Source organism: Paenibacillus sp. J31TS4 (assembly GCF_018403265.1).
GTDB lineage: Bacteria > Bacillota > Bacilli > Paenibacillales > NBRC-103111 > J31TS4.
Window position 1 is genome coordinate 158,221 of sequence record NZ_BOSI01000002.1, and the last position, 19,308, is coordinate 177,528.

Consider the following 19,308-nt stretch of genomic DNA (forward strand, 5'->3'; position numbering starts at 1 on the left):
CATTCAGGAGGTGCCAAGACTTGGCAAATAAGCCGGGAACCTCAACGTTCCAAGTTATCGCCCGGGCGTACGGCTGGAATTTGGTGGACGTCCGCCCGCTGAGCTCGTATTACAAAAAGGTGGCAGCCTACAGCATGGATACCGAAAGCGGCCGCTATTTCGTCAAGCCGTATCGGGGCTCAAGCGCTAGGCTGGCTCGTATCGTCCGTTACATGCGCTTGCTCAAGCGGAAAGGCTATCGTCATATGCCCCGCTGGGTGCGGACGACGTCCGGCAAACGGTGGACCCGGGTGGGAGGACGCCTGTATTACGCCACAGAATGGATCGACGGCCAGCGGTTGGGTGGTCCGGAAGACTACTATCGGCTGGGGCGTGCGCTAGCTAAGCTGCACAGGCGGACACGGGGGAGGACCGGCAGCCGGGGCACGCTGGCAGCCAAAGCCATCGCGGACTTGAGGAAGCAGCATCTCCGCTTTGCGCGGGAGCTGGCGTCCGTGTCCGCGCGCAGCACGCCGGCCGGCCGGTGGTTCCGGCAGCACGGCATGCGCTGTCTGGCCGTCAGCCGCCGCGCCTGGAGCCGTCTCGGGCAAGCCGACATCCGGGCGGAACTGCTCCGAGAGCAAAGATCCCCTTCGCTCATCCACGGGGACATCACCAGCTTCAACGTCCTGCTGACGCAACAGCAGCTGTATCTGATCGACTGGGAAATGGCGAAGCCCAAGTCGGCCTATGTGGAGCTGGTCAAGGCGCTGACCAACACGACGGGGTTCTCCATTCCGGAGATGGCCTCCCTGCTGAGAGGCTATGAGTCCATCCGTCCGCTCCGCAAGTCCCAGCGCAGACTGATCGCCGCCCTTTACAGCGTCCCGAGGGAAGGCTTCCTCGCTGCGGCAGCCGCCCGCCATTCCTCCTCGCCGGAGGTCTTCCGGATCTTCCGATCGACTTGGAACAGCCGGCTGGCGGCAAACAAATGGATGAACCGCTGGGCCAGGCAAGGCTAGAAAGGAGGCGGTCGCATGTCGTTAAGAGAGGCGGTGCGGCGGCAGTATGGCAAGCGGGTCGCTGCATTCGAAAAGTACCGGGATGTGTATCGGCTGCGTTTGGCCGGACACGGGAACCGCTGCCTGAAGCCGTCCGGCTCGAACGAAAGGGATGCGATTTATCTTTCCCGCGTTTACCGTCATCTGGCACAGAAAGGATTCAACCGTGGTCCCCGAACCGATCTGACGACAAGGGGGAAGATGTATTTTGAATGGGACGGCACCTACTATATGCTTACGAAGTGGATCAACGGCCGTCCGCCGAGACTAAAAAAGAAGAAGGAGTGGCGGCAAGCAGTCGCCCTGCTCGCCCGCTTCCATCGTACTGCCGAAGGGCTGGACACAGCGGACGCTCCCCCTTCGCGTTTGCGTTATGATGGTCTGCAGCACCAAGTGGAGCAGTATAGGCAGCGACTGGAGAAAGAGCTCAACATCAGCCGGCTGCTCGCCATGTGTGACCTCGCGGCTGAACGGCTGAACGATCCGCTCGCGAAGGAGGCTGTGCAGAAGGAGAAGGACGCAGGGGCCTTCACGCACGGCGACTACAATTATCCGAACCTGGTGTTAGATTCCCAGCGGAGACTCCATATGATCGACTTCGAGAACAGCTCCCACTCCCCTCGGATGAGCGACCTTGCCCACCTGCTTCACCGCAACTGCGGGTGGGATGCGGAGCGCACTCTCGAGGCTGTCCGGCTGTACCACAAACATCGTCAGCTCAGTATCCAGGACCGTCACCTGCTCTTTGCGCTGCTCCTGATTCCTTATCCTGTCATCCGTAAGCTCCGGCTCGGCAAGCGGGCGGGGACGGGGCGTATTCCGGTTCCCTCAAGTCAGACTATTAACAAGTATGTGAGAGGACTGCGCAAGCTGCTCTGAAACAGGGCTCCCGGAGTGTCGCATTCCGGGAGCTTCGCGTCATGACGAGGATGCGGCCGCACCGGACAAGCCTATCCTCGGTTCCTTTCTGAGCAGGCTGGTGACCATTGTGAGCGGTGGAGCATATGGTACACAAGACTAGGCAAATGCAGGAAGGAGTTTCGCTATGAAGAAGCGCAAGCCATCGACTTCGTCCGCACGGGGACAGAAGGAGCGGGAGCGGGGTACACGGTTGGACGCTAATTTGTTCGAGCTCGGCTGGATGGATGAGTCGGAGAGGAGCAGGGACAAGAAGGAGGCTAAACAACCGCTTGCTGCTTCTCCCGACAAACAGCCTCTGAAGAAAGAGGCGGAAGAGAAGAAGAGTCCGGACTCGCCGCGCGGGCGCAGAAGCCGCTTATCGCCCAAGCCGCAGTCGGAACTCTCAGCCAAGTTCGCAGACGGACGGTCGAAGGCCATGCTGTCAAGCACCGCGTTCGAGGAAATGGAAGGACTGGATGAATACGAAATGTCGCAAGACTTGAATGAACTGGAGGAAGTGAAGGGACTGGATAGGGAGTTCGCTGAACCGGCTGCCCTGCCTCCTGCTCCCAAACTTGAAGAGAAGGTAACGGGACCTGCCGTTCCGAGGCAGGGGCCGCTTACGGAGAAAGGAACCGAGCGGGAAGACCAACAAGAGCGCACAGCGCCTCATCCCCTATTGCCTCCCCGCCAAGATCCGGCCGCCATTTTGCAGCGCCGTGATGAAGCGCCGAATACGCCCATCATCTTCACAGACGATTTGCAGGATGCCTCCGTCACACCCGAGAAGATTGCCAACAAGGCGATCGACTCTTCGAAGATCAAGCCGGGAAGTCTGACGGTAGAGACGCTGGCCGATCATGCCGTCTCCGCTGCGAAGCTGCAGGAGAAGGCCGTCACGGCCGCCAAGCTGGCGGAAGGAGCGGTGCAGGAACCTCATATCGCCCCCGGGGCTGTGACGAGCAGCCGACTGCACGATGGAGCTGTCACAGGAGAAAAGCTGGCAGACAACAGCGTAACCTCCTCCAAGCTCGCCAACGGTACGATCGATTCGACCAAGATTGCGGAAGCGTCCATCGACACCCGCCACCTGCACGAGCAGGCGGTGACGACCGAGCTGCTGCAGGATCAAGCGGTGACGGGAGACAAGATCAAGAGCGGCACGATTCAAAGCGTGCATCTGGCCAATCAGATCATCGGTTCCGCCAAGCTGGCGGACAATGCGGTGACGACCGAGAAGCTGCGCAGCGGGGCGGTGACGACCGAGAAGCTGGGTCTGGAAAGCATCTCGCAGGCGCATCTGCAGCGGGAGGCCGTAAGAAGCCAGCATGTCGCGCCCGGTACGATCCAGTCCGAGCATCTCCAGCAGGATGCCGTCATTGAATCCAAAATCGCCGAGCACTCCGTCGGTCCTCGTCAATTGCAGGACCGGTCGGTCGGTACGGAACATCTTCAACCTGGAGCCGTGACGGCCAGGCAGCTCGGGAACGAGGCGGTCCTGTCGGAGAAGCTGGCTCCAGGGGCGGTCGCTTCGCTGCATCTGCGCGCCGAATCCGTCGGCAGCAGTCATCTCGTTCAGGCTGCGGTAACGAGCAGCAAGCTCGCGCCGGATGCTGTGCAGACGATCCATTTGGAGGCCAACGCCGTTTCGGAGCAGAAGCTGGCGCCCCGCGCCGTCCGTTCGCAGCATCTGGAAGTAAAGACGGTGACGGCCGAGCATCTTGCATCCGCAGCGGTTCATGCGGACCATCTGGCCAAGGAATCTGTCACACTGGAGAAGCTGGCCCCGGGTTCAGTTTCGGGCGAAAAGCTCAAGGAAGAGAGCATCGATTCCCATCATATCCGTCCCGATGCGGTAAAAGGGTTCCACCTGCCTTCGGACGTCATCAAGACGTTCCACTTGGACCGGCATGCCGTGACGGGAGAAAAAATTGCGGATCGCGCCATCGGAACAAACAAGATCAAAGAAGCGTCCATCGGTACCGAGCATCTGACGGACGGCAGCGTGAACAGCCAGAAGCTGTCCCCGCAGTCGGTCAGCGGGGACCATCTGCAGCAGCGCTCCGTGGAAACGGGTCATCTGGGGCTGCAATCGGTTGGCAAAGAGCATCTGCAAGAGAAGGCGGTTGGTACGGGGACTATCCAGGATTATGCCATTACGTCCGCTAAGCTGGCCCCGGGTGCCGTCACGGCCGACAAGCTGGATGTGGAATTCATCAGCGGCAAGCATCTGCGCCCGGATGCCGTACAGGATCGTCATCTCCAGGAAGAGGCCGTGCAGGCCCGCCATCTGGGGAAAGGAATCATCGGGACCGAGCATCTGGCTGTCGGTTCGGTCATTGCCGAGAAGATTCGGAAGGGAGAAGTGCTTGCCGGCCATCTCGCGAACGAATCGGTCACAAGTGCCAAGCTGGCGCCGGGAGCGGTGGAAAGCCGCCATTTGACCGACAGCGCCGTGATCGGGAAGCACCTGGCTGACAAAGCCGTCGCCGAGCTCCATCTTGCCGCGGACGCGGTAACAACCGAAAAGCTGGCCAATTACGCGGTGACGGCCGACAAGCTGGCACCGGGATCCGTAACGGCGGAGAAGCTGAATGTCGAATCGGTTACTTCCCAGCACCTCGGGCTTGGAGCCGTCCAGGAGCATCATTTGGGGGGAGACGTGATTCGATCCCGGCATCTGGGGTTTTCCTCCGTCCGTCAAGAGCATCTGGCTGAGAAAAGTATAGAGACCGCGCATATTTCCTCATTTGCGGTGCAAAATCGGCATTTGGCTGAACAGGCGGTGACGGCCGACAAGCTGGCGCCCGGAAGTGTGACGGCCGACAAGCTCGGCGAGGAATCGGTAAAGGCGGTTCATCTCACAAACGGAATCGTACACGAGGAGCATCTCGCCGAGGAAGCGGTCCAATCGCGGCATCTCGGAACGGCGGCAATCAAGCTTTGGCATCTCGCCGAGGAAAGCGTCGGTGCCGGTCAGCTCGCGCCTTATGCGGTGCAAAACGGTCATCTGACGGAGGAAGCGGTAACCAGAGAGAAATTGGCTCCGGGCAGCGTAACGGCGGAAAAACTGGGAGCGGAAGCGGTCCGTACCTGGCATCTGGCAGGCGGTATTGTGCGGCAGGAGCATCTCGCCGAAGAGGCCGTCCAATCCCGGCATCTTGGAGCGGCGATTATCAAGCAGCAGCATCTCTCCGGGCAAAGTGTAGGGACGGCGCAAATCGTGCCTTCTGCCGTCCAGTCGGATCACCTCGCGGCAAGCTCGGTGACGGCCGACAAGCTCGCGCCGGAGAGCGTGACGGAGGAGAAGCTCGGCGCGGAATCGGTGCAGACGCGGCATCTCGCCAGCGGCATCGTACAGCGGGAGCATCTCGCCGAGGAGTCGGTGGAGTCGCGACATCTGAGCGCGGCGGCCGTGCAGCGGGAGCATCTCGCGGAGGCGAGCGTAGGCCCCGAGCAGCTCGTGGCGGACGCGGTGCAAGCCGATCACCTCGCGGCAAGCTCGGTGACGGCCGACAAGCTCGCGCCGGAGAGCGTGACGGAGGAGAAGCTCGGCGCGGAGTCGGTGCAGTCGCGGCATCTCGCCGGCGGCATCGTAGGGCGGGAGCATCTCGCCGAGGAGGCGGTGGAGTCGCGGCATCTGAGCGCGGCAGCCGTGCAGCGGGAGCATCTCGCGGAGGCGAGCGTAGGCCCCGAGCAGCTCGTGGCGGAATCGGTGCATGCCGATCACCTCGCGGCAAGCTCGGTGACGGCCGACAAGCTCGCGCCGGAGAGCGTAACGGAGGAGAAGCTCGGCGCGGAATCGGTGCAGACGCGGCATCTCGCCGGCGGCATCGTGCAGCGGGAGCATCTCGCCGAGGAATCGGTGGAGTCGCGGCATCTCGGCGCGGCAGCCGTGCAGCGGGAGCACCTCGCGGAGGCGAGCGTAGGCCCCGAACAGCTCGTGGCGGACGCGGTGCAAGCCGATCACCTCGCGGCAAGCTCGGTGACGGCTGAGAAGCTCGCGCCGGAGAGCGTGACGGAGGAGAAGCTCGGTGGGGAATCGGTGCAGACGCGGCATCTCGCCGGCGGCATTGTACAGCGGGAGCATCTCGCTGAGGAGTCGGTGGAGTCGCGGCATCTGAGCGCGGCGGCCGTGCAGCGGGAGCATCTCGCGGAGGCGAGCGTAGGCCCCGAGCAGCTCGTGGCGGATGCGGTGCAAGCGGATCACCTCGCGGCAAGCTCGGTGACGGCCGACAAGCTCGCGCCGGAGAGCGTAACAGAGGAGAAGCTCGGCGCGGAATCGGTGCAGTCACGGCATCTCGCAAGAGGGATTGTCGGAGAGGAGCATCTCACCGAGGAATCGGTGCAGTCGCGGCATCTCGGCGCAGCAGCCGTGCAGCACGAGCATCTCGCGGAGGGCAGCGTAGGGACGCCGCAGCTCCTGCCGGAAGCCGTGCAGACCGAGCATCTCGGCGAGGCCTCGGTAACGGCCGCCAAGCTGGCGCCGGAGAGCGTCACGGAGACGGCGCTTGCCGACGCCAGCGTAAGCGGGAGGACGCTTGGCGAAGCCAGCGTGGATGCGCACCATCTGGCGGATGCCGCGGTCACGGCGGAGAAGCTGGCGGACGGTGCCGTCACGGCCGGTAAACTTCAAACCGACGCGGTAACCGGCAAGCATATTGGGCCCGGTTCCATCCAGAGCCGCCATATCCGGGAGGGTGTCATTCAGGGACGCCATCTCGAATTCGGCGCAATCGGCGCGGATCAGCTGGCGGAAGCAAGCGTGTCGGAAAGGATTCTGGCGGCTGAAGCGGTCGGGACGGCGCATCTGGCCGACGAGGCCGTTACGGGGCGGAAGCTGGCCGCCGAATCGGTGGAAGGCGGCCATCTGGCCGCGGAGGCGGTAGCCTCCCGGCATCTGAAGCCCGGCAGCGTCCAGTTCCGCCATCTGGCGCACGGATCGGTGACCGGCGAAACGATCGCCTTCGAATCCGTAACCGGCGAGCATCTGGCGGCAGGCTCGATCTTCAGTGAGCATATCCGGCTGCGCTCCGTGAAGGAGGAGCACCTGGAGACCGAGTCCGTCAACGGCCGGCACCTCAAGCCGGCTTCTGTGCAGGCGGCGCATATTCAACCGGGGGCGATTGGCAGGCATCACCTGTCGGAGGAGCTGCTGGAGCTGGCGGACCGGCGGGCAGCCGCTGAGGAGCCGGTGGAGGCCCCTGTGGAGAAGCCAGCGGTCCTTCGGACGACAAGCGCCCAGGCGAACGCGCTGCAGCAGTTCGGGACGGAGTCGTTTCAATTCAGCGGCAAGGAAAAGATGGTTCAGGTCACGCTGGAGTTTCCTGAACCCTTCGCGAACGACCAATATGTCCTCGTGGCAACGACCAGCCACTCCGCCTGTTTTGCCGTTCTTAAGGAGCGGCAGCCGGACGGGGCCGTCCTGGAGATCGTTCGCACCAAGCCGGCCGGGGACGCCGAAGGCTTCTTCACCTGGATTGCCATCGGCGGGTAATCCGCGATCCCAATTTAACACGAGTATAGAACGGCAGCCTGTCGAGAATTTCTCGACAGGCTGTTTCCCGTGTAAGACTGGATGGCACGGATTGGGTATTTCTGTCTTCCTAACGGCTATATGTCCCATCTTCCGGTACAAGTGCCGTTGCAGAATAAACCAGTATTCATAAAATGGGAGAAAAACTAAGGGCTGCCCTAGGAGTTGAGACGATTGCTCAAAAGGACAAAAACCCGCAACACTCAGAAACCTAGTGCACTGTTGCGGCGAAGCAACCCTGATCATCCGAAAGTGTCCGTTATCATACCTGTCATGAACGAGAAAAAAACACTGGCTGCTGTCATTAGTGAGGCATACAGCATACATCCTCGTACCGAAGTGATCGTGGTGGCCAACGGGTCCAAGGATGGATCTTCGAAAATTGCCGAGTCCATGGGGGCGAGAGTCTATCATTACGAGGAACCGCTCGGCCACGATGTCGGCAGAAGCATAGGTGCAGAACACGCCAAGGGAGAGATCCTGCTGTTTCTGGACGGGGATATCGTCATCCCCAAAGAAAAGCTAAAGCCCTTCATCTGGGCGATTCAACGAGGGGCGGATGTGGCACTGAACCGTTACAACGGAGGCGTCAAACGAAAAAAGGTCCATCCCGTTGTCCTTTCGAAGCATGCCTTCAATGTCATGCTGGGTCATCCCGAGCTGAAAGGAGCGTCCTTGACGGCAATTCCTCACGCTATCAGTAAAAAGGCCGTAGAGATCATAGGCTCTTCGCTGCTGGCGGTTCCTCCGAAAGCCCAAGCGGCGGCTTTTCTGAAGGGGTTAAAAATTCGCACGCCGATCTTTGTTGACGTAGGCAAACCCAATCCCTTGAAGAGAGGGCGGCGCGATCCCGTCAAAGCGCTCATTATTGGAGATCATTTGGAGGCCATCCACTGGTACATTCAACAAACCGATAACCGCGGAGAGATGGCGGACGATAAGAGAATGCGGAAACTAGTGAGGTGAGGAAGGGATGACAAACGACCGGAACCAAGGCGAAAGTTATTCTCAGCTTGCCGCCAAGGCCTACGAGGCCGGGAAAAAATACGGCAAGAAGGCTCGTAAGAAGCATTGGAGCAAGGAAAGGATGCGCACCGAGCTGAGCGGATTATGGAACGAATGGTATCGCGAAAAACAAAAATGGGTGCTGCATCCGCCCGTCTATCAGGAAACCGCTGTGAAGTTCGTCAGAGGATACAGCCTGAAATCCCGTCTGCGGAACGACCAGTGGCTCCCGGTTCCAGCCGATTGTCGAGCGGGTGTAGTGTTGAACGTTAACGATGGCTTGCGGCATGGCTATTCGATCTTGAGGCAGCTGCACCGTCTCTTGCTTCAAGAGGATATTGTCGTCATCGCCCATGAGCTTCCCGAAAGACAGCTGCTGCAGCTGCGAAAGGACAAGAGCAGCCCCGTCATCATCCACTTTCCCAACCAATTGGGCCCTGATGTCGGACGCGCCATAGGCGCGAAGGCATCTCCCGCCGACAAGCTGCTCTTTCTTGAAGACAAAGTCCGGATTACTGCGGAGGAGCTGCTCCCTTTCTTCTTGGAGCTGGAAAAGGGCACGGACGTCGTGCTCAATGACGCGAGCTCTTTCCTGCCCTTGTTCCAGCAGCGTCATCCTGAGTGGGTCGTGCAGGAGTTTTTGAACTTGGGATTGGGCAGGCCCGACCTGAAAGCCAACTCGCTGGTCAACGTCCCTCATGCCTTATCCCGCCACGCTGTCGAGTCGATCGGCTATTCCGCCTTGGCCGTTCCGGCGAAGGCGCATGGGCGGGCTCTTCAGCTGCCGCTGAAGATAGCTGCACCAGGCAAGGTGAAGATAGTTTCTTCCGCCAGGACAGCCAGCAGCAGGAAAGCTTCCCTGTCGCATGACAGTCTGTTTCAAGGAGATTCAATTGAAGCGTTGGCGGAAGCCTTGCAGCGGAACGGAGATCGCCTGAATTACGAAGACCAATTGCGCAAGCGAGACTTTGTGGGGGGATAGCCAATGGGTTTGACGAGCATCATTATTCCTACCTTCCAGGGCCTGTACTTGTTAAGAGAATGTGTCGCTTCCATTCGGTCTCACACGCATTCTCCTTATGAAATTATTGTGGTGGATAACGGGTCCGACGACGGAACTCTCCAGTATTGCAGGGAAGAGAACCTGATGGTCATCTCCTTTCCGAACAACCGGGGGTTTCCCATTGCCGTCAATTGGGGGCTCCGAATTGCGGCGGGAGACCACTTGCTCTTACTGAACAACGACATTGTGGTGGGGCCGAACTGGCTGGACAATATGCTTGCCTGTCTCGCCAGCAGCCCCGATATCGGCATAGTGGGGCCTTACACCAACTACATCAGCGGCCGGCAGCAGCGTAACCCGGAATATGAAACGATAGAAGGCTATCAGGAAGCAGCAGCCGCCTACAACAAGCAAGATCCGGGGAAGTACGTGACAACCGAGAGATTGGTCGGGTTCTGCATGTTGTTCTCCCGGGAGCTTATGGAGAGAATCGGGCTGCTCGACGAGCGTTATTCCCCGGGTCACTACGAAGATGACGATTATTGCTACCGCGCCCGTAAGGCCGGGTACCGCTTGATGATCAGCGGGGATGTCATCGTGCACCACCATGGGAGTGCGACCTTTTTGAAGATGGATTCCAAGGAAAGAGCGCATCTGGTTCGGGAAAGCTACAAAAAGTTTGTCGATAAGTGGGGATTCGATCCAAACTCCCTGATCGAGGAGCCGTCAACTTAGGGGGGATGGTGTTGAAGGGCATTATTCTTGCAGGGGGTACGGGGAGACGGCTGTATCCCCTGACAAAGCTGTATAACAAGCATCTGCTCCCTATTGGGGGACAGCCTATGATCCTGTACGGCATTCAAAAGCTGAGGGAGGCGGGGATTCGCGACATTCTCCTAGTCACAAGCAGGCAGGCCGCTGGCGCGTTCATTTCCTATTTGGGAAGCGGCTCGGAGGAGGGAGTAAGCTTAACCTATCGGATCCAGGAAGAACCAGGGGGCGTGGCCCAGGCACTTTCTTTGGCGGAAGGCTTCGTCCAGCCGACGGAAGCTTTTCTCGTCCTGCTCGGGGACAATTTGTTCGAAGATTCGCTAACGGACTGTTTGGAAGCTTATCGGCAACAGGGAGTCGGGGCGAGAGTATTCATTAAGAAGGTTGACGATCCCTCTCGTTATGGAGTCCCTGTTCTCGAAGAAGGAAGAATCGTTCGAATTGAGGAGAAACCGCGAAACCCTCGTTCGGTCTATTGTGTGACGGGAATCTACCTGTATACCGCTAGAGTGTTCGACTGGATCCGAACGCTTGCTCCTTCCCGGCGAGGCGAACTGGAGGTCACGGATCTCAACAATCTGTATGCGAAGGCTGGCCAGCTTCAGTATGACATTCTGAAGGGCTGGTGGATAGACGCCGGCACTTTCGATTCCCTTGCACACGCCGCCCATCTGCTTAAAAAGAGACGCAAATAGCGAGGGAGCGCCGGCGAAGCGGAGATTCATCTGAAGAGGAGGACGTAAAATGGCTGGTGGGAAGAGAAAGGGGGCTAGGAGGAAAGAAGCCAGACTATATTCGTCTGAAGGAGCGTCGGGTCCTAAAGGGTTTTACAGGTCGGCTAGAGAGTATTTCTCAGCATCTCCCTCCGCACGAATTGCCGGTCAGTGGCTGCGCGAATTTGTTTGCGGAGAAACAAGAGAATATCACCAAGCGAAAACGGTGGAACCTGTTCCGCATCCCTATTTCACCGCTTCTGTTATGTGTTCGCCGTCCTACTACGCGGCAGTTCTGAAGAATGCCCGTTTATGGGGGGAGGGCGGCGCGGTCATCACCGAGGACAATATGCTGCTCGCTGATGTTTCTATGGAATGGGGAGGCGACCGGGTTATCGTCGGGGAGCAGCACTCCGTTTTTGAGCGGTGGGAGGGGGAGGAGCCTATACCATACGCGGGGATCGCGGCGGTGCTAACCTTTTACGCAAGCCAGAACTATTACCACTGGCTGTTTGACGTGCTTCCCCGAATCGAGTTAATCCGGATATCGGGTCTGCAACCGGACAAATACATCTTCAACCGACCTTATCTGGCTCCTTATCAAGAGGAAACATTGGAAAAGCTGGGGATTCCTCAAAGCCAGCGCTGCTTGACTCATCAGAATTTCCATATGCTGGCCCAGACGCTTATCGTTCCTTCCGTTATCATGACCGCTATGTATCCGTATCCCCAATGGGCCTGCAACTTTTTGCGCCGGTCCTTTCTTCCGGCCAAAATCCGAAGCGGGGAAAAGAAGCGTCTTTATATAAGCAGGGCCAATTCCGAGCGCAATATTGAGAACGAGGAAGAGGTGCTCGGTCTGCTGGCCGAGTACGGATTTACCAAGGTGCTGGCGGAAACATTGTCTGTTGCCCGGCAGGCAGATCTGTTTGCCCATGCTGAAGCGATTGTGGCTCCCCACGGCGCCGGTCTGGCGAATCTCGCTTTTTGCTCACCAGGTACTACCGTGATTGAATTCCTGTCTCCGAACCATGTCATCAATTATTTTTGGGTTCTCAGCAATCATGTGGACGCGGACTACTATTATCTCATCGGCGAAGCAGAGGCCGCCGAGATTTCCTCCCCTTACCGAGTGTCTTTATCGAAGCTGCAAGAGACTCTTCGCCTGGCCCGGCTTTGAAACGAGCGGGAGCATGCCGAAGCGGAACAAGCCAGTGCCAGGAGGGGCAGGTTTGTTCCGCTTCGCTGTTTTCTTTGCTTTTTTATTCGTCTTCCTGCCTGGCACGATACCAGGCAATCGTTCGAAGCAAGCCCTCCTCTAACTCAACAGAGGGACTAAATCCAAGTACACGGGAAGATTTAGTTAGATCAGGAATGCGGTTAGGGGTGTCTTCATAATGCTCTCCCAACGCTTCCCGATAAGGAATGCGGACAATTGGCGAGTCGGAGCCGGTAAGAATCTTGATCTTCTGAGCCAGCTGCATGATGGTGACGGACTGATTGCTGCCTATATTGAATACCTCTCCGTTGTGTCGTGCCTCCATGCTGAGCAATGTCCCTCTTATTGTATCGTCAATATAAGTAAAGCAGCGGGACTGCGTTCCATCCCCATAGACTGGAATCGGTTCTCCCCTCAAGGCCGCTGTAATGAACTTGGGGATTACATTGCCATATGGGGACGAGGCGGCACGGGGACCGTAGGCATTGAAATAACGGGCGATCGTGACAGCCAGCCCTCTTCCTGCATATCCGACGCACAGATGCTCCTCTAGAGCTTTAGCTGTCGCGTAACACCATCTGTTTTTAAACGTAGATCCCAAGACGCGGTCGGAATCTTCCTTGTAAGGCAGCTGCTCGCTTTTTCCGTAGATTTCGGAGGTAGAGGCGAACACAACCTTAACCTGATTGGCCAATGCCAGCTCCAGAACATTTCGGGTTCCATCCAAATTGCCTTCGATTACCTTAAGCGGGTTTTCGACGCAAGTTTTGACTCCCAAAACTGCCGCGAGGTGAACGACCAGGTCAACCGATTGCATCAATTCTTCCATCAATCGTCTGTCTTCGACTTTTCCTTGTACGAAGATATGGCCGTCACGGCTTGCTTCGCCAAAGAAGACCCGCTCGCTGCCGGCCGACAAGTCGTCGATCGTCACCACCTGATGTCCTCCTGAAAGCAACGCCTCTACGAGATGGGAGCCGATGAAACCGGCTCCTCCGGTTACTAATACCTTCATGGGCAGACTCTTCCTCCCAACCGGAATATCCTGGCCTCTCCACTATAGCCTTCCGTAGCATTTCGTGCGTCATAAACCCAGCTGGCATGGTCGAGTAGGAACTGCACGGGAAGAACGGTATGATCCGTAAGAATAACGACTCCTTCCACCTGGCTGAGTTGATCCTCCGATAGATCGACGCTTCGGAAACGCTGGCCATGCAGCTCGATTTCCGGCACATAGGGGTCATGATAGCGGACATTGACACCGGAGGAGCTCAAGACCTCAAGGATCCTTAGAGCCGGTGATTCCCGAACGTCGTTGATATCTCTTTTATAGGTCACTCCGTAGACCAGAACGGAACGGGCGCCGGTAAGAAGCCGCAGGATCTCTCCCGCAACATACTCAGGCATTCGATTATTGATGCGCTCCGATTCCGCAATGAGACTTAATTCAATCTGCAGCTGCTTCGCTTTCCATTGAAGATAGAGGGGGTCGACGGGAATGCAATGCCCTCCTATCCCGGGTCCCGGAAAAAAGGGTGAAAAGCCGTAAGGCTTCGTGCTTGCCGCTCTTATTACCTCCCATAGGTCCACATGTATAGAATCGCAGACTAGCAAGAGCTCATGAATCAGAGAGATGTTGACGAACCGGTACGTGTTCTCAAGCATTTTCACCATTTCAGCTGTTTCAGTTGAGGATACGGGCACTACATGCTCGAACGCCTGCCCGTACAGCTGGACGATGCGCGCACGGCATGCAGCTGTTACCCCGCTTACCACTTTGGGGATCTGTTCCACCGTGTAGGCTTTGTTTCCGGGGTCAATCCGTTCGGGTGAGTAGGCAAGGAAGAGATCCTCTCCAACACGAAAGCCCTGCTGTTCCAGCATGGGCAGAAGAACTTCCTTTGTCGTCCCAGGGTAAGAGGAACTTTCCAGGACGACCAGCTGGCCGGTTTGCAGATGCCCGCCCAGCTGACGGCAAACCGTGTGAAGATAACGCAAATCCGGCGTATGGTCGGAGTTAAGAGGAGTAGGCACACAGATCACTACTGCGTCTGAGTTTTCCACGGCGGAATAATCGCTGGTAGCCAGGAAACGTTCCGAGCGTATAGCGGCATCTATCTGATTGTCCGGCACATCCGGCAAGTAGCTTACTCCCTTGGCCAATGCTTCCACTTTAGATGAGTCGGAATCGATTCCCCGCACCTCAAATCCTTTCTCCAAAAAATGCAAAGCCAGCGGCAGCCCTACATAGCCAAGCCCAATGACAGACAGCTTGGAAAGCCCTGGTTGTTCGACCGGTGCATTCAGGAGCAGCCCACCTTTCCCGGGATATACATGGATCAGTCTATGTAATAGGGAATGGTCCTGCTTGGACGTATGCAACAAAACGACCGGATAACTCCCGTTTCTATTGGACGATAGCACATCCTGGGGTCATCAAGATGGATGACTAGGAGGTTAGCCTCTGCCCTGCATAGGATGTAGTCGGCTAGTGCCACGGAAGGGAGGAAAGGCAGTTGCCCCATGACAAAAACAAAGAGAAGCAAGAAGACAGCCGAAAAAGCGAAAGAAGAAAAAGAAGAGAGAGGAAACACGGGCGCAAGGAAAGACGGAACAAATCACGCGAGTTTTGCCCGAGAGAAAGCGTCCTGTCTACTCAAGAATGGGTCCGGAGTAAGCAGTCGGGCGATCCTCCATCCAAGTATTTGCAAGTCATTCATCCGGAAGAAGAAGCCGTCTACTCAGAAGCAAAAGGATTGGACAGTCCCGTGCATGGCCATTTCCAGCAACGGAGCGCTTATTCGCCCGAGGCATTCGTCGCCGTTGTCAAGCATGGCCGTGTCTGGGGGAAGAACGGCGTTGTCATAACTCCCGATCATAAGCTTCTGGCCGATGTCTCTTGGGAGTTTACATGGGATTACATCATGAACCGGCGGCATTCCGTGTTTCACAAATGGGAAGGGCACAGCTTGACGAAGACCGATCAAACTCTTGGTGTTCTGTCTTATTTTAGCAGCGGTAATTACTTCCATTGGATGCTGGACGTCTTGCCGCGATTAGGTTTGCTTAGCTACAGCGGCCGGGCGATCGATGGCTATATCATTTGCGGGGATGGTGCTCCGGCTTTTCAAAACGAGACGCTGTCGCTAATGGGGGTGCCGCTTAATCAGGTCATCTACACCCACAATCGCTTCCATTTGCAAGCCAGAAGGCTTGTCGTCCCTTCATTAACCAGCCGATTCACCTGGACGGACAATCATTATCCGCTGCCAATCGCATACGCCAAATGGGCGGTTGAGTTTCTCCGTCAAGCATTTTTGGAGAACAGAGCGCCTTCCAAGCGGGGCAACAAACGACTCTATATCAGCAGGGCCCATGCAGCACAGCGACGGCTTATCAACGAAGAGGAGATCGTTCGCTTGCTTGCTTCCTATGGGTTTACGACCATCACTCCCGAGTACATGACGGTTGACGAGCAGATTCGGCTATTTGCCAATGCGGAAGCGATAGTAGCTCCTCACGGGGCGGCCTTAGCCAATCTTGCATTCTGCATGCCGGGGACTAAGGTGTTTGAGTTGTTCGCCCCCAGCTATACGCCTGGTTACTACTGGATGCTAAGCAGCCACAATGCGCTGGATTATTATTACCTGATCGGAAAAGATCGTCCACAGGCGGTTGTTTCTTGGGCCGGCGCGTCCGACTTCCATATGGATCCCGGGCTTCTGAGCCGGCTGCTGACCGCCGCCAAATTAAGTTGAATTCTTCTGTCGGGGGGGAGACTGAGTGAGTTCGAGAAGAAAAGGAAGAAGAAAGCCGGCCGGCAGGAGGAGAGGCAGGGGAACGAGCTATCGCCTGAAGAAGCACAGGAAAGGAGTATCTATTGCGAGGCGAACAACCTTCGGCAGTTCTCCCCCAGAACTAGTCCGTTCAACAAAAGAGTGGATAGCTCGCCGCTTCGGCGGGCGGCGGTTGAAGCGCTATTACTGGGAGACAGAAGACGATGCCGAAGCCAGTGGACAAGAGAGTAAAGGGGGGCAGCCAGCTCCTCCCGTATGCTTTCAAACCCCGTCTCATACGCAGCCTCCTGGTTTTACGGCTGTCGTTAAAGAAGGAAGGATTTACGGCAAGAATGGGGCTGTCCTTACATCGGACCATCGTTTGATGGGGGATATGTCGTGGGACTGGGATCCGGTGAAGGGGCTTGTTTACGGCTCGGCACATCCTCTCTTAAAGGAGTGGATCCCCTACCCTCTTGAAAGATTTGACGGGACGGCGGCCAATTTGGCATTCGTATTCAGTGCCAATTACTTTCACTGGATGTTTGACGTTCTACCGAGGCTCTATTTGATACGCCGCAACGGAATCCGTATCGATCGTTATATTGTCAACCAGGACGGGCTGGCTTTTCAGCAGGAAACCTTGGACCATCTAGGCATTGAGCCGGAAATGCGGATTCATACTCATGACCGGCTTCATCTCTGCGCCAAACGTCTGGTGACGACGACTCCTCCAATGGCCATAGGGTATCCTGGCTGGGCATGCCGGTTTCTTAGAAATGCATTCTTGACGGATCAGGATCATTCTTTGATTAATGATCAAAAGCTCTATGTGACTCGTTCCCGGGCGGGACACCGTAGATTGGCGAACGAGGAGGCTATACGCCGTGTGTTGACGGAGCGAGGCTTTCAGACCGTTTCTTTAGAGGGGATGCCCTTTAAGGAGCAAATTGGGATGTTCGCCTTAGCTAAGTGCATTGTATCCTGCCATGGAGCTGGCTTGACCAATCTTGTTTTTTGCCGGCCGGATACAAAGGTCATCGAACTGTTTCCAAGAAACTTTGTGAAGAGGTATTTTTGGAATATTAGCCGGCAAGTGGGCTTGGACTACCACTATTTGATCGGGTCGGAAATGAATGCCCTTACCGAATTTAGCGTGGAAGAGGAGCGCTTGCGCTTGCTGCTTCAAACAATAGGACAATAAAAAAACCAGCAGGGGGCAGGATCGATATGCCCCGTACTGGTTTTGCCGTAAAACGCCTTCAGCGGCCCATCTGAGAACAATATGCTTCAATAGTTCGGAGAAGCCCTTCCCGAAGAGTCACCACTGGCTCCCATCCCAGTAAAGTCCGGGCTTTGGTCAAACAAGGACGGCGCAGCTGAGGGTCATCCTGTGGCAGCGGATGGAAGGTGATTCTGCTGGAGGAACCGGTCAACTCCTTGACCAGATGGGCGATGTCAAGAATCGAGTACTCCGTGTCATTCCCTATATTGATAATTTGGCCATTCGCTGCATCCTTCTCCATCAGAGTGATCAGTCCGCGAATCGTATCGGTTACGTAACAAAAGGACCGGGTTTGGGAGCCGTTTCCGTATACCGTGATATCCTCTCCGTTCAATGCCTGCGTAACAAAGTTTGAGATGACGCGTCCGTCGTCGTTGCGTAGTCCCCCCGAATATGTGTTGAAGATCCTCGCTACCTTTACGGGCAGTTGAATCTGGCGATGATATTCGTAGCAATAAACTTCCCCTAATCGTTTGGATTCGTCGTAACATGCCCTTGGACCCCATGTATTCACATTCCCTTTGTATTCCTCGGGCTGCGGATGCACCTCGGGGTCCCCATAGGCTTCACTGGTGCTTGCATAGACAAGCTTGGCTCCGTTCTTGGCGGCAAGTTCCAGCATATGGCTGGTTCCGGCTGTATTGGCTGCTATGGTGGCGAAGGGATTACGCTGGTAATCCCTAGGGGATGCGGGAGAGGCCAAGTGGTAGATCTCTTCAATCCCTTGTAATTCTTCCTGATGGAGGATAGAAGGCTTAGCAACATCAAGGGTCAGAAGAAGAAAGGACGGGTATCCGGAGATTTCGTGAAGATTCGAAGGTTTGCCCGAAGAGAAGTTGTCGATTCCGATCACTTTATGCCCGGCCGCCACCAGTTCTTTGGCTAAATGGGATCCCAGAAACCCTGCAGCTCCCGTAACTAAAATGTTCGTCATCGCTATTCAACTCTTCTCTAGTGAGGGATTTTATTAGACCCGCGTCCATGTTGAAAAGATACTGCGCAAACTCTTCTTTAAGCTTCGCATGCTGCAGCGATTTTTCCACGGTTGCCTTCAAGTATCCTAATTTGTCACCGACATCATAGAATTTCCCCTCTGTCTCGTAAGCATAGATACGTTCTTGCCCTGCTAAAGTTTGCAGGGAGTCGGTCAGTTGAATCTCTCCATTCCGTCCCGGTGGCGTTGCCTCCAGAATATCGAAGATAGCCGGCTCCAAGATATATCGGCCCATCATGGCATAGTTCGAAGGAGCGGGCGGAGCGGGCTTCTCGACAAGGGATTGGATTTCCATTAACCGCCGTCCCACCCGAATGCCCTCGACGATTCCGAACTTTTCGATCTCCGACCAAGGTACGCTTTCCACCGCGACAATCGGTCGCTCCAGCTCATTATAGGCGTCGATCAACTGTCTTGTTGCGTTCCATCTGCTATCGCCTACCATATCGCCAAGCATGACGGCAAATGGTTCCCCGCCGATTAAGGGGCGTGCACAGGCTATCGCATGACCGAGTCCTAGTGCTTGTTCTTGAATGACAAATCGGAGGTTTATTCTCGCCAGCAGGTCATCCAGTTCTCCAGTAGCATCCGTAAGATTTTTGTGCATCAACACGGTTTCCAGCTCGCTGTTTCTTGTGAAATGCGCTTGAATTGCCTTCTTGTTCGGTCCGATGACGATGATAATCTCCTCGATTCCGGCTTCTGCTGCTTCTTCGACTACATATTGAAGGGCTGGTTTGTCTAGGATAGGAAGCAATTCTTTCGGAACCGCTTTGGTCGCCGGCAGGAAACGTGTCCCCCATCCCGCAGCCGGAATGATTGCCGTCTTTACCTTCAAAATGGCTCTCCTCCTTTTTTCGAAGCGTTCTTGGAAGAGGACAAGGTGGCCTGTTACCACGGAATCTAGTCACGATTACCGATAGCATATGACAATCGTTCCTATCCGCTATAAACGAATTCACTATTCTCTTTTATTTGGACTTGGAGGGCGAGACAAGAGCCGATTTTGCTCCACCTGGGGGTTCGCCCGGGGAAGGGACACCTTCCTCGCATAAACTAACGCATA

Annotated in this window: 14 protein-coding genes; 10 read left to right on the plus strand and 4 right to left on the minus strand. The window is 56.4% G+C overall.

Annotated features, from left to right (window positions below; all coding sequences use genetic code 11):
• Positions 1 to 20: 20 nt before the first annotated feature.
• The 8 genes from KJS47_RS11600 (at position 21) to KJS47_RS11635 (ending at position 12,148) form a co-directional block, all read left to right on the plus strand.
• Entirely contained in the window at positions 21 to 1,001 is a 981-nt protein-coding gene (locus KJS47_RS11600) for an aminoglycoside phosphotransferase family protein (protein WP_213525220.1), read from the plus strand.
• A gap of 15 nt (positions 1,002 to 1,016) precedes the next feature.
• Positions 1,017 to 1,919: a phosphotransferase gene (locus KJS47_RS11605; RefSeq protein WP_213525221.1), complete on the plus strand. Its 903-nt coding sequence runs from the start codon at positions 1,017 to 1,019 to the stop codon at positions 1,917 to 1,919.
• A 166-nt stretch (positions 1,920 to 2,085) separates the two neighbouring features.
• A complete protein-coding gene (locus KJS47_RS11610; protein WP_213525222.1) occupies positions 2,086 to 7,437 on the plus strand; it encodes a WIAG-tail domain in 5,352 nt (1,783 codons plus the stop codon).
• 213 nt (positions 7,438 to 7,650) lie between these two features.
• The gene (locus KJS47_RS11615) at positions 7,651 to 8,442 is read left to right on the plus strand and encodes a glycosyltransferase family 2 protein (RefSeq protein WP_249716322.1); all 792 of its coding nucleotides are present in this window, start codon (positions 7,651 to 7,653) and stop codon (positions 8,440 to 8,442) included.
• Between the two features lie 121 nt (positions 8,443 to 8,563).
• A complete protein-coding gene (locus tag KJS47_RS11620) occupies positions 8,564 to 9,463 on the plus strand; it encodes a hypothetical protein (RefSeq protein ID WP_213525223.1) in 900 nt (299 codons plus the stop codon).
• A 3-nt stretch (positions 9,464 to 9,466) separates the two neighbouring features.
• Positions 9,467 to 10,219 carry a glycosyltransferase family 2 protein gene (locus tag KJS47_RS11625; RefSeq protein WP_213525224.1) on the plus strand — a complete coding sequence of 251 codons (753 nt, stop codon included), beginning with the start codon at positions 9,467 to 9,469 and terminating at the stop codon, positions 10,217 to 10,219.
• 11 nt (positions 10,220 to 10,230) lie between these two features.
• Positions 10,231 to 10,950, plus strand: a complete 720-nt coding sequence (locus KJS47_RS11630; protein WP_213525225.1) for a sugar phosphate nucleotidyltransferase — start codon at positions 10,231 to 10,233, stop codon at positions 10,948 to 10,950.
• A 49-nt stretch (positions 10,951 to 10,999) separates the two neighbouring features.
• Entirely contained in the window at positions 11,000 to 12,148 is a 1,149-nt protein-coding gene (locus tag KJS47_RS11635) for a glycosyltransferase family 61 protein (protein ID WP_213525226.1), read from the plus strand.
• Positions 12,149 to 12,230: 82 nt separating this feature from the next.
• Here KJS47_RS11635 and KJS47_RS11640 read toward each other — a convergent pair whose 3' ends face one another.
• Together KJS47_RS11640 and KJS47_RS11645 are read right to left on the minus strand one after the other, a co-directional pair.
• Entirely contained in the window at positions 12,231 to 13,202 is a 972-nt protein-coding gene (locus tag KJS47_RS11640; RefSeq protein WP_213525227.1) for an NAD-dependent epimerase/dehydratase family protein, read from the minus strand.
• A complete protein-coding gene (locus KJS47_RS11645) occupies positions 13,199 to 14,572 on the minus strand; it encodes a nucleotide sugar dehydrogenase (RefSeq protein ID WP_306433028.1) in 1,374 nt (457 codons plus the stop codon). Before KJS47_RS11645 ends, KJS47_RS11640 begins: the two co-directional genes overlap by 4 nt.
• A gap of 131 nt (positions 14,573 to 14,703) precedes the next feature.
• Here KJS47_RS11645 and KJS47_RS11650 point away from each other — a divergent pair, with 131 nt between their 5' ends.
• A complete protein-coding gene (locus tag KJS47_RS11650; RefSeq protein ID WP_213525228.1) occupies positions 14,704 to 15,945 on the plus strand; it encodes a glycosyltransferase family 61 protein in 1,242 nt (413 codons plus the stop codon).
• 211 nt (positions 15,946 to 16,156) lie between these two features.
• The gene (locus KJS47_RS11655; protein ID WP_213525229.1) at positions 16,157 to 17,167 is read left to right on the plus strand and encodes a glycosyltransferase family 61 protein; all 1,011 of its coding nucleotides are present in this window, start codon (positions 16,157 to 16,159) and stop codon (positions 17,165 to 17,167) included.
• A 58-nt stretch (positions 17,168 to 17,225) separates the two neighbouring features.
• Here the strand turns inward: KJS47_RS11655 and KJS47_RS11660 are convergent, their stop codons facing one another.
• Entirely contained in the window at positions 17,226 to 18,182 is a 957-nt protein-coding gene (locus KJS47_RS11660) for a UDP-glucuronic acid decarboxylase family protein (protein ID WP_213525230.1), read from the minus strand.
• Positions 18,103 to 19,080, minus strand: a complete 978-nt coding sequence (locus KJS47_RS11665; RefSeq protein WP_213525231.1) for a UTP--glucose-1-phosphate uridylyltransferase — start codon at positions 19,078 to 19,080, stop codon at positions 18,103 to 18,105. The genes KJS47_RS11660 and KJS47_RS11665 overlap by 80 nt, the downstream gene beginning before the upstream one ends.
• Positions 19,081 to 19,308: the final 228 nt, after the last annotated feature.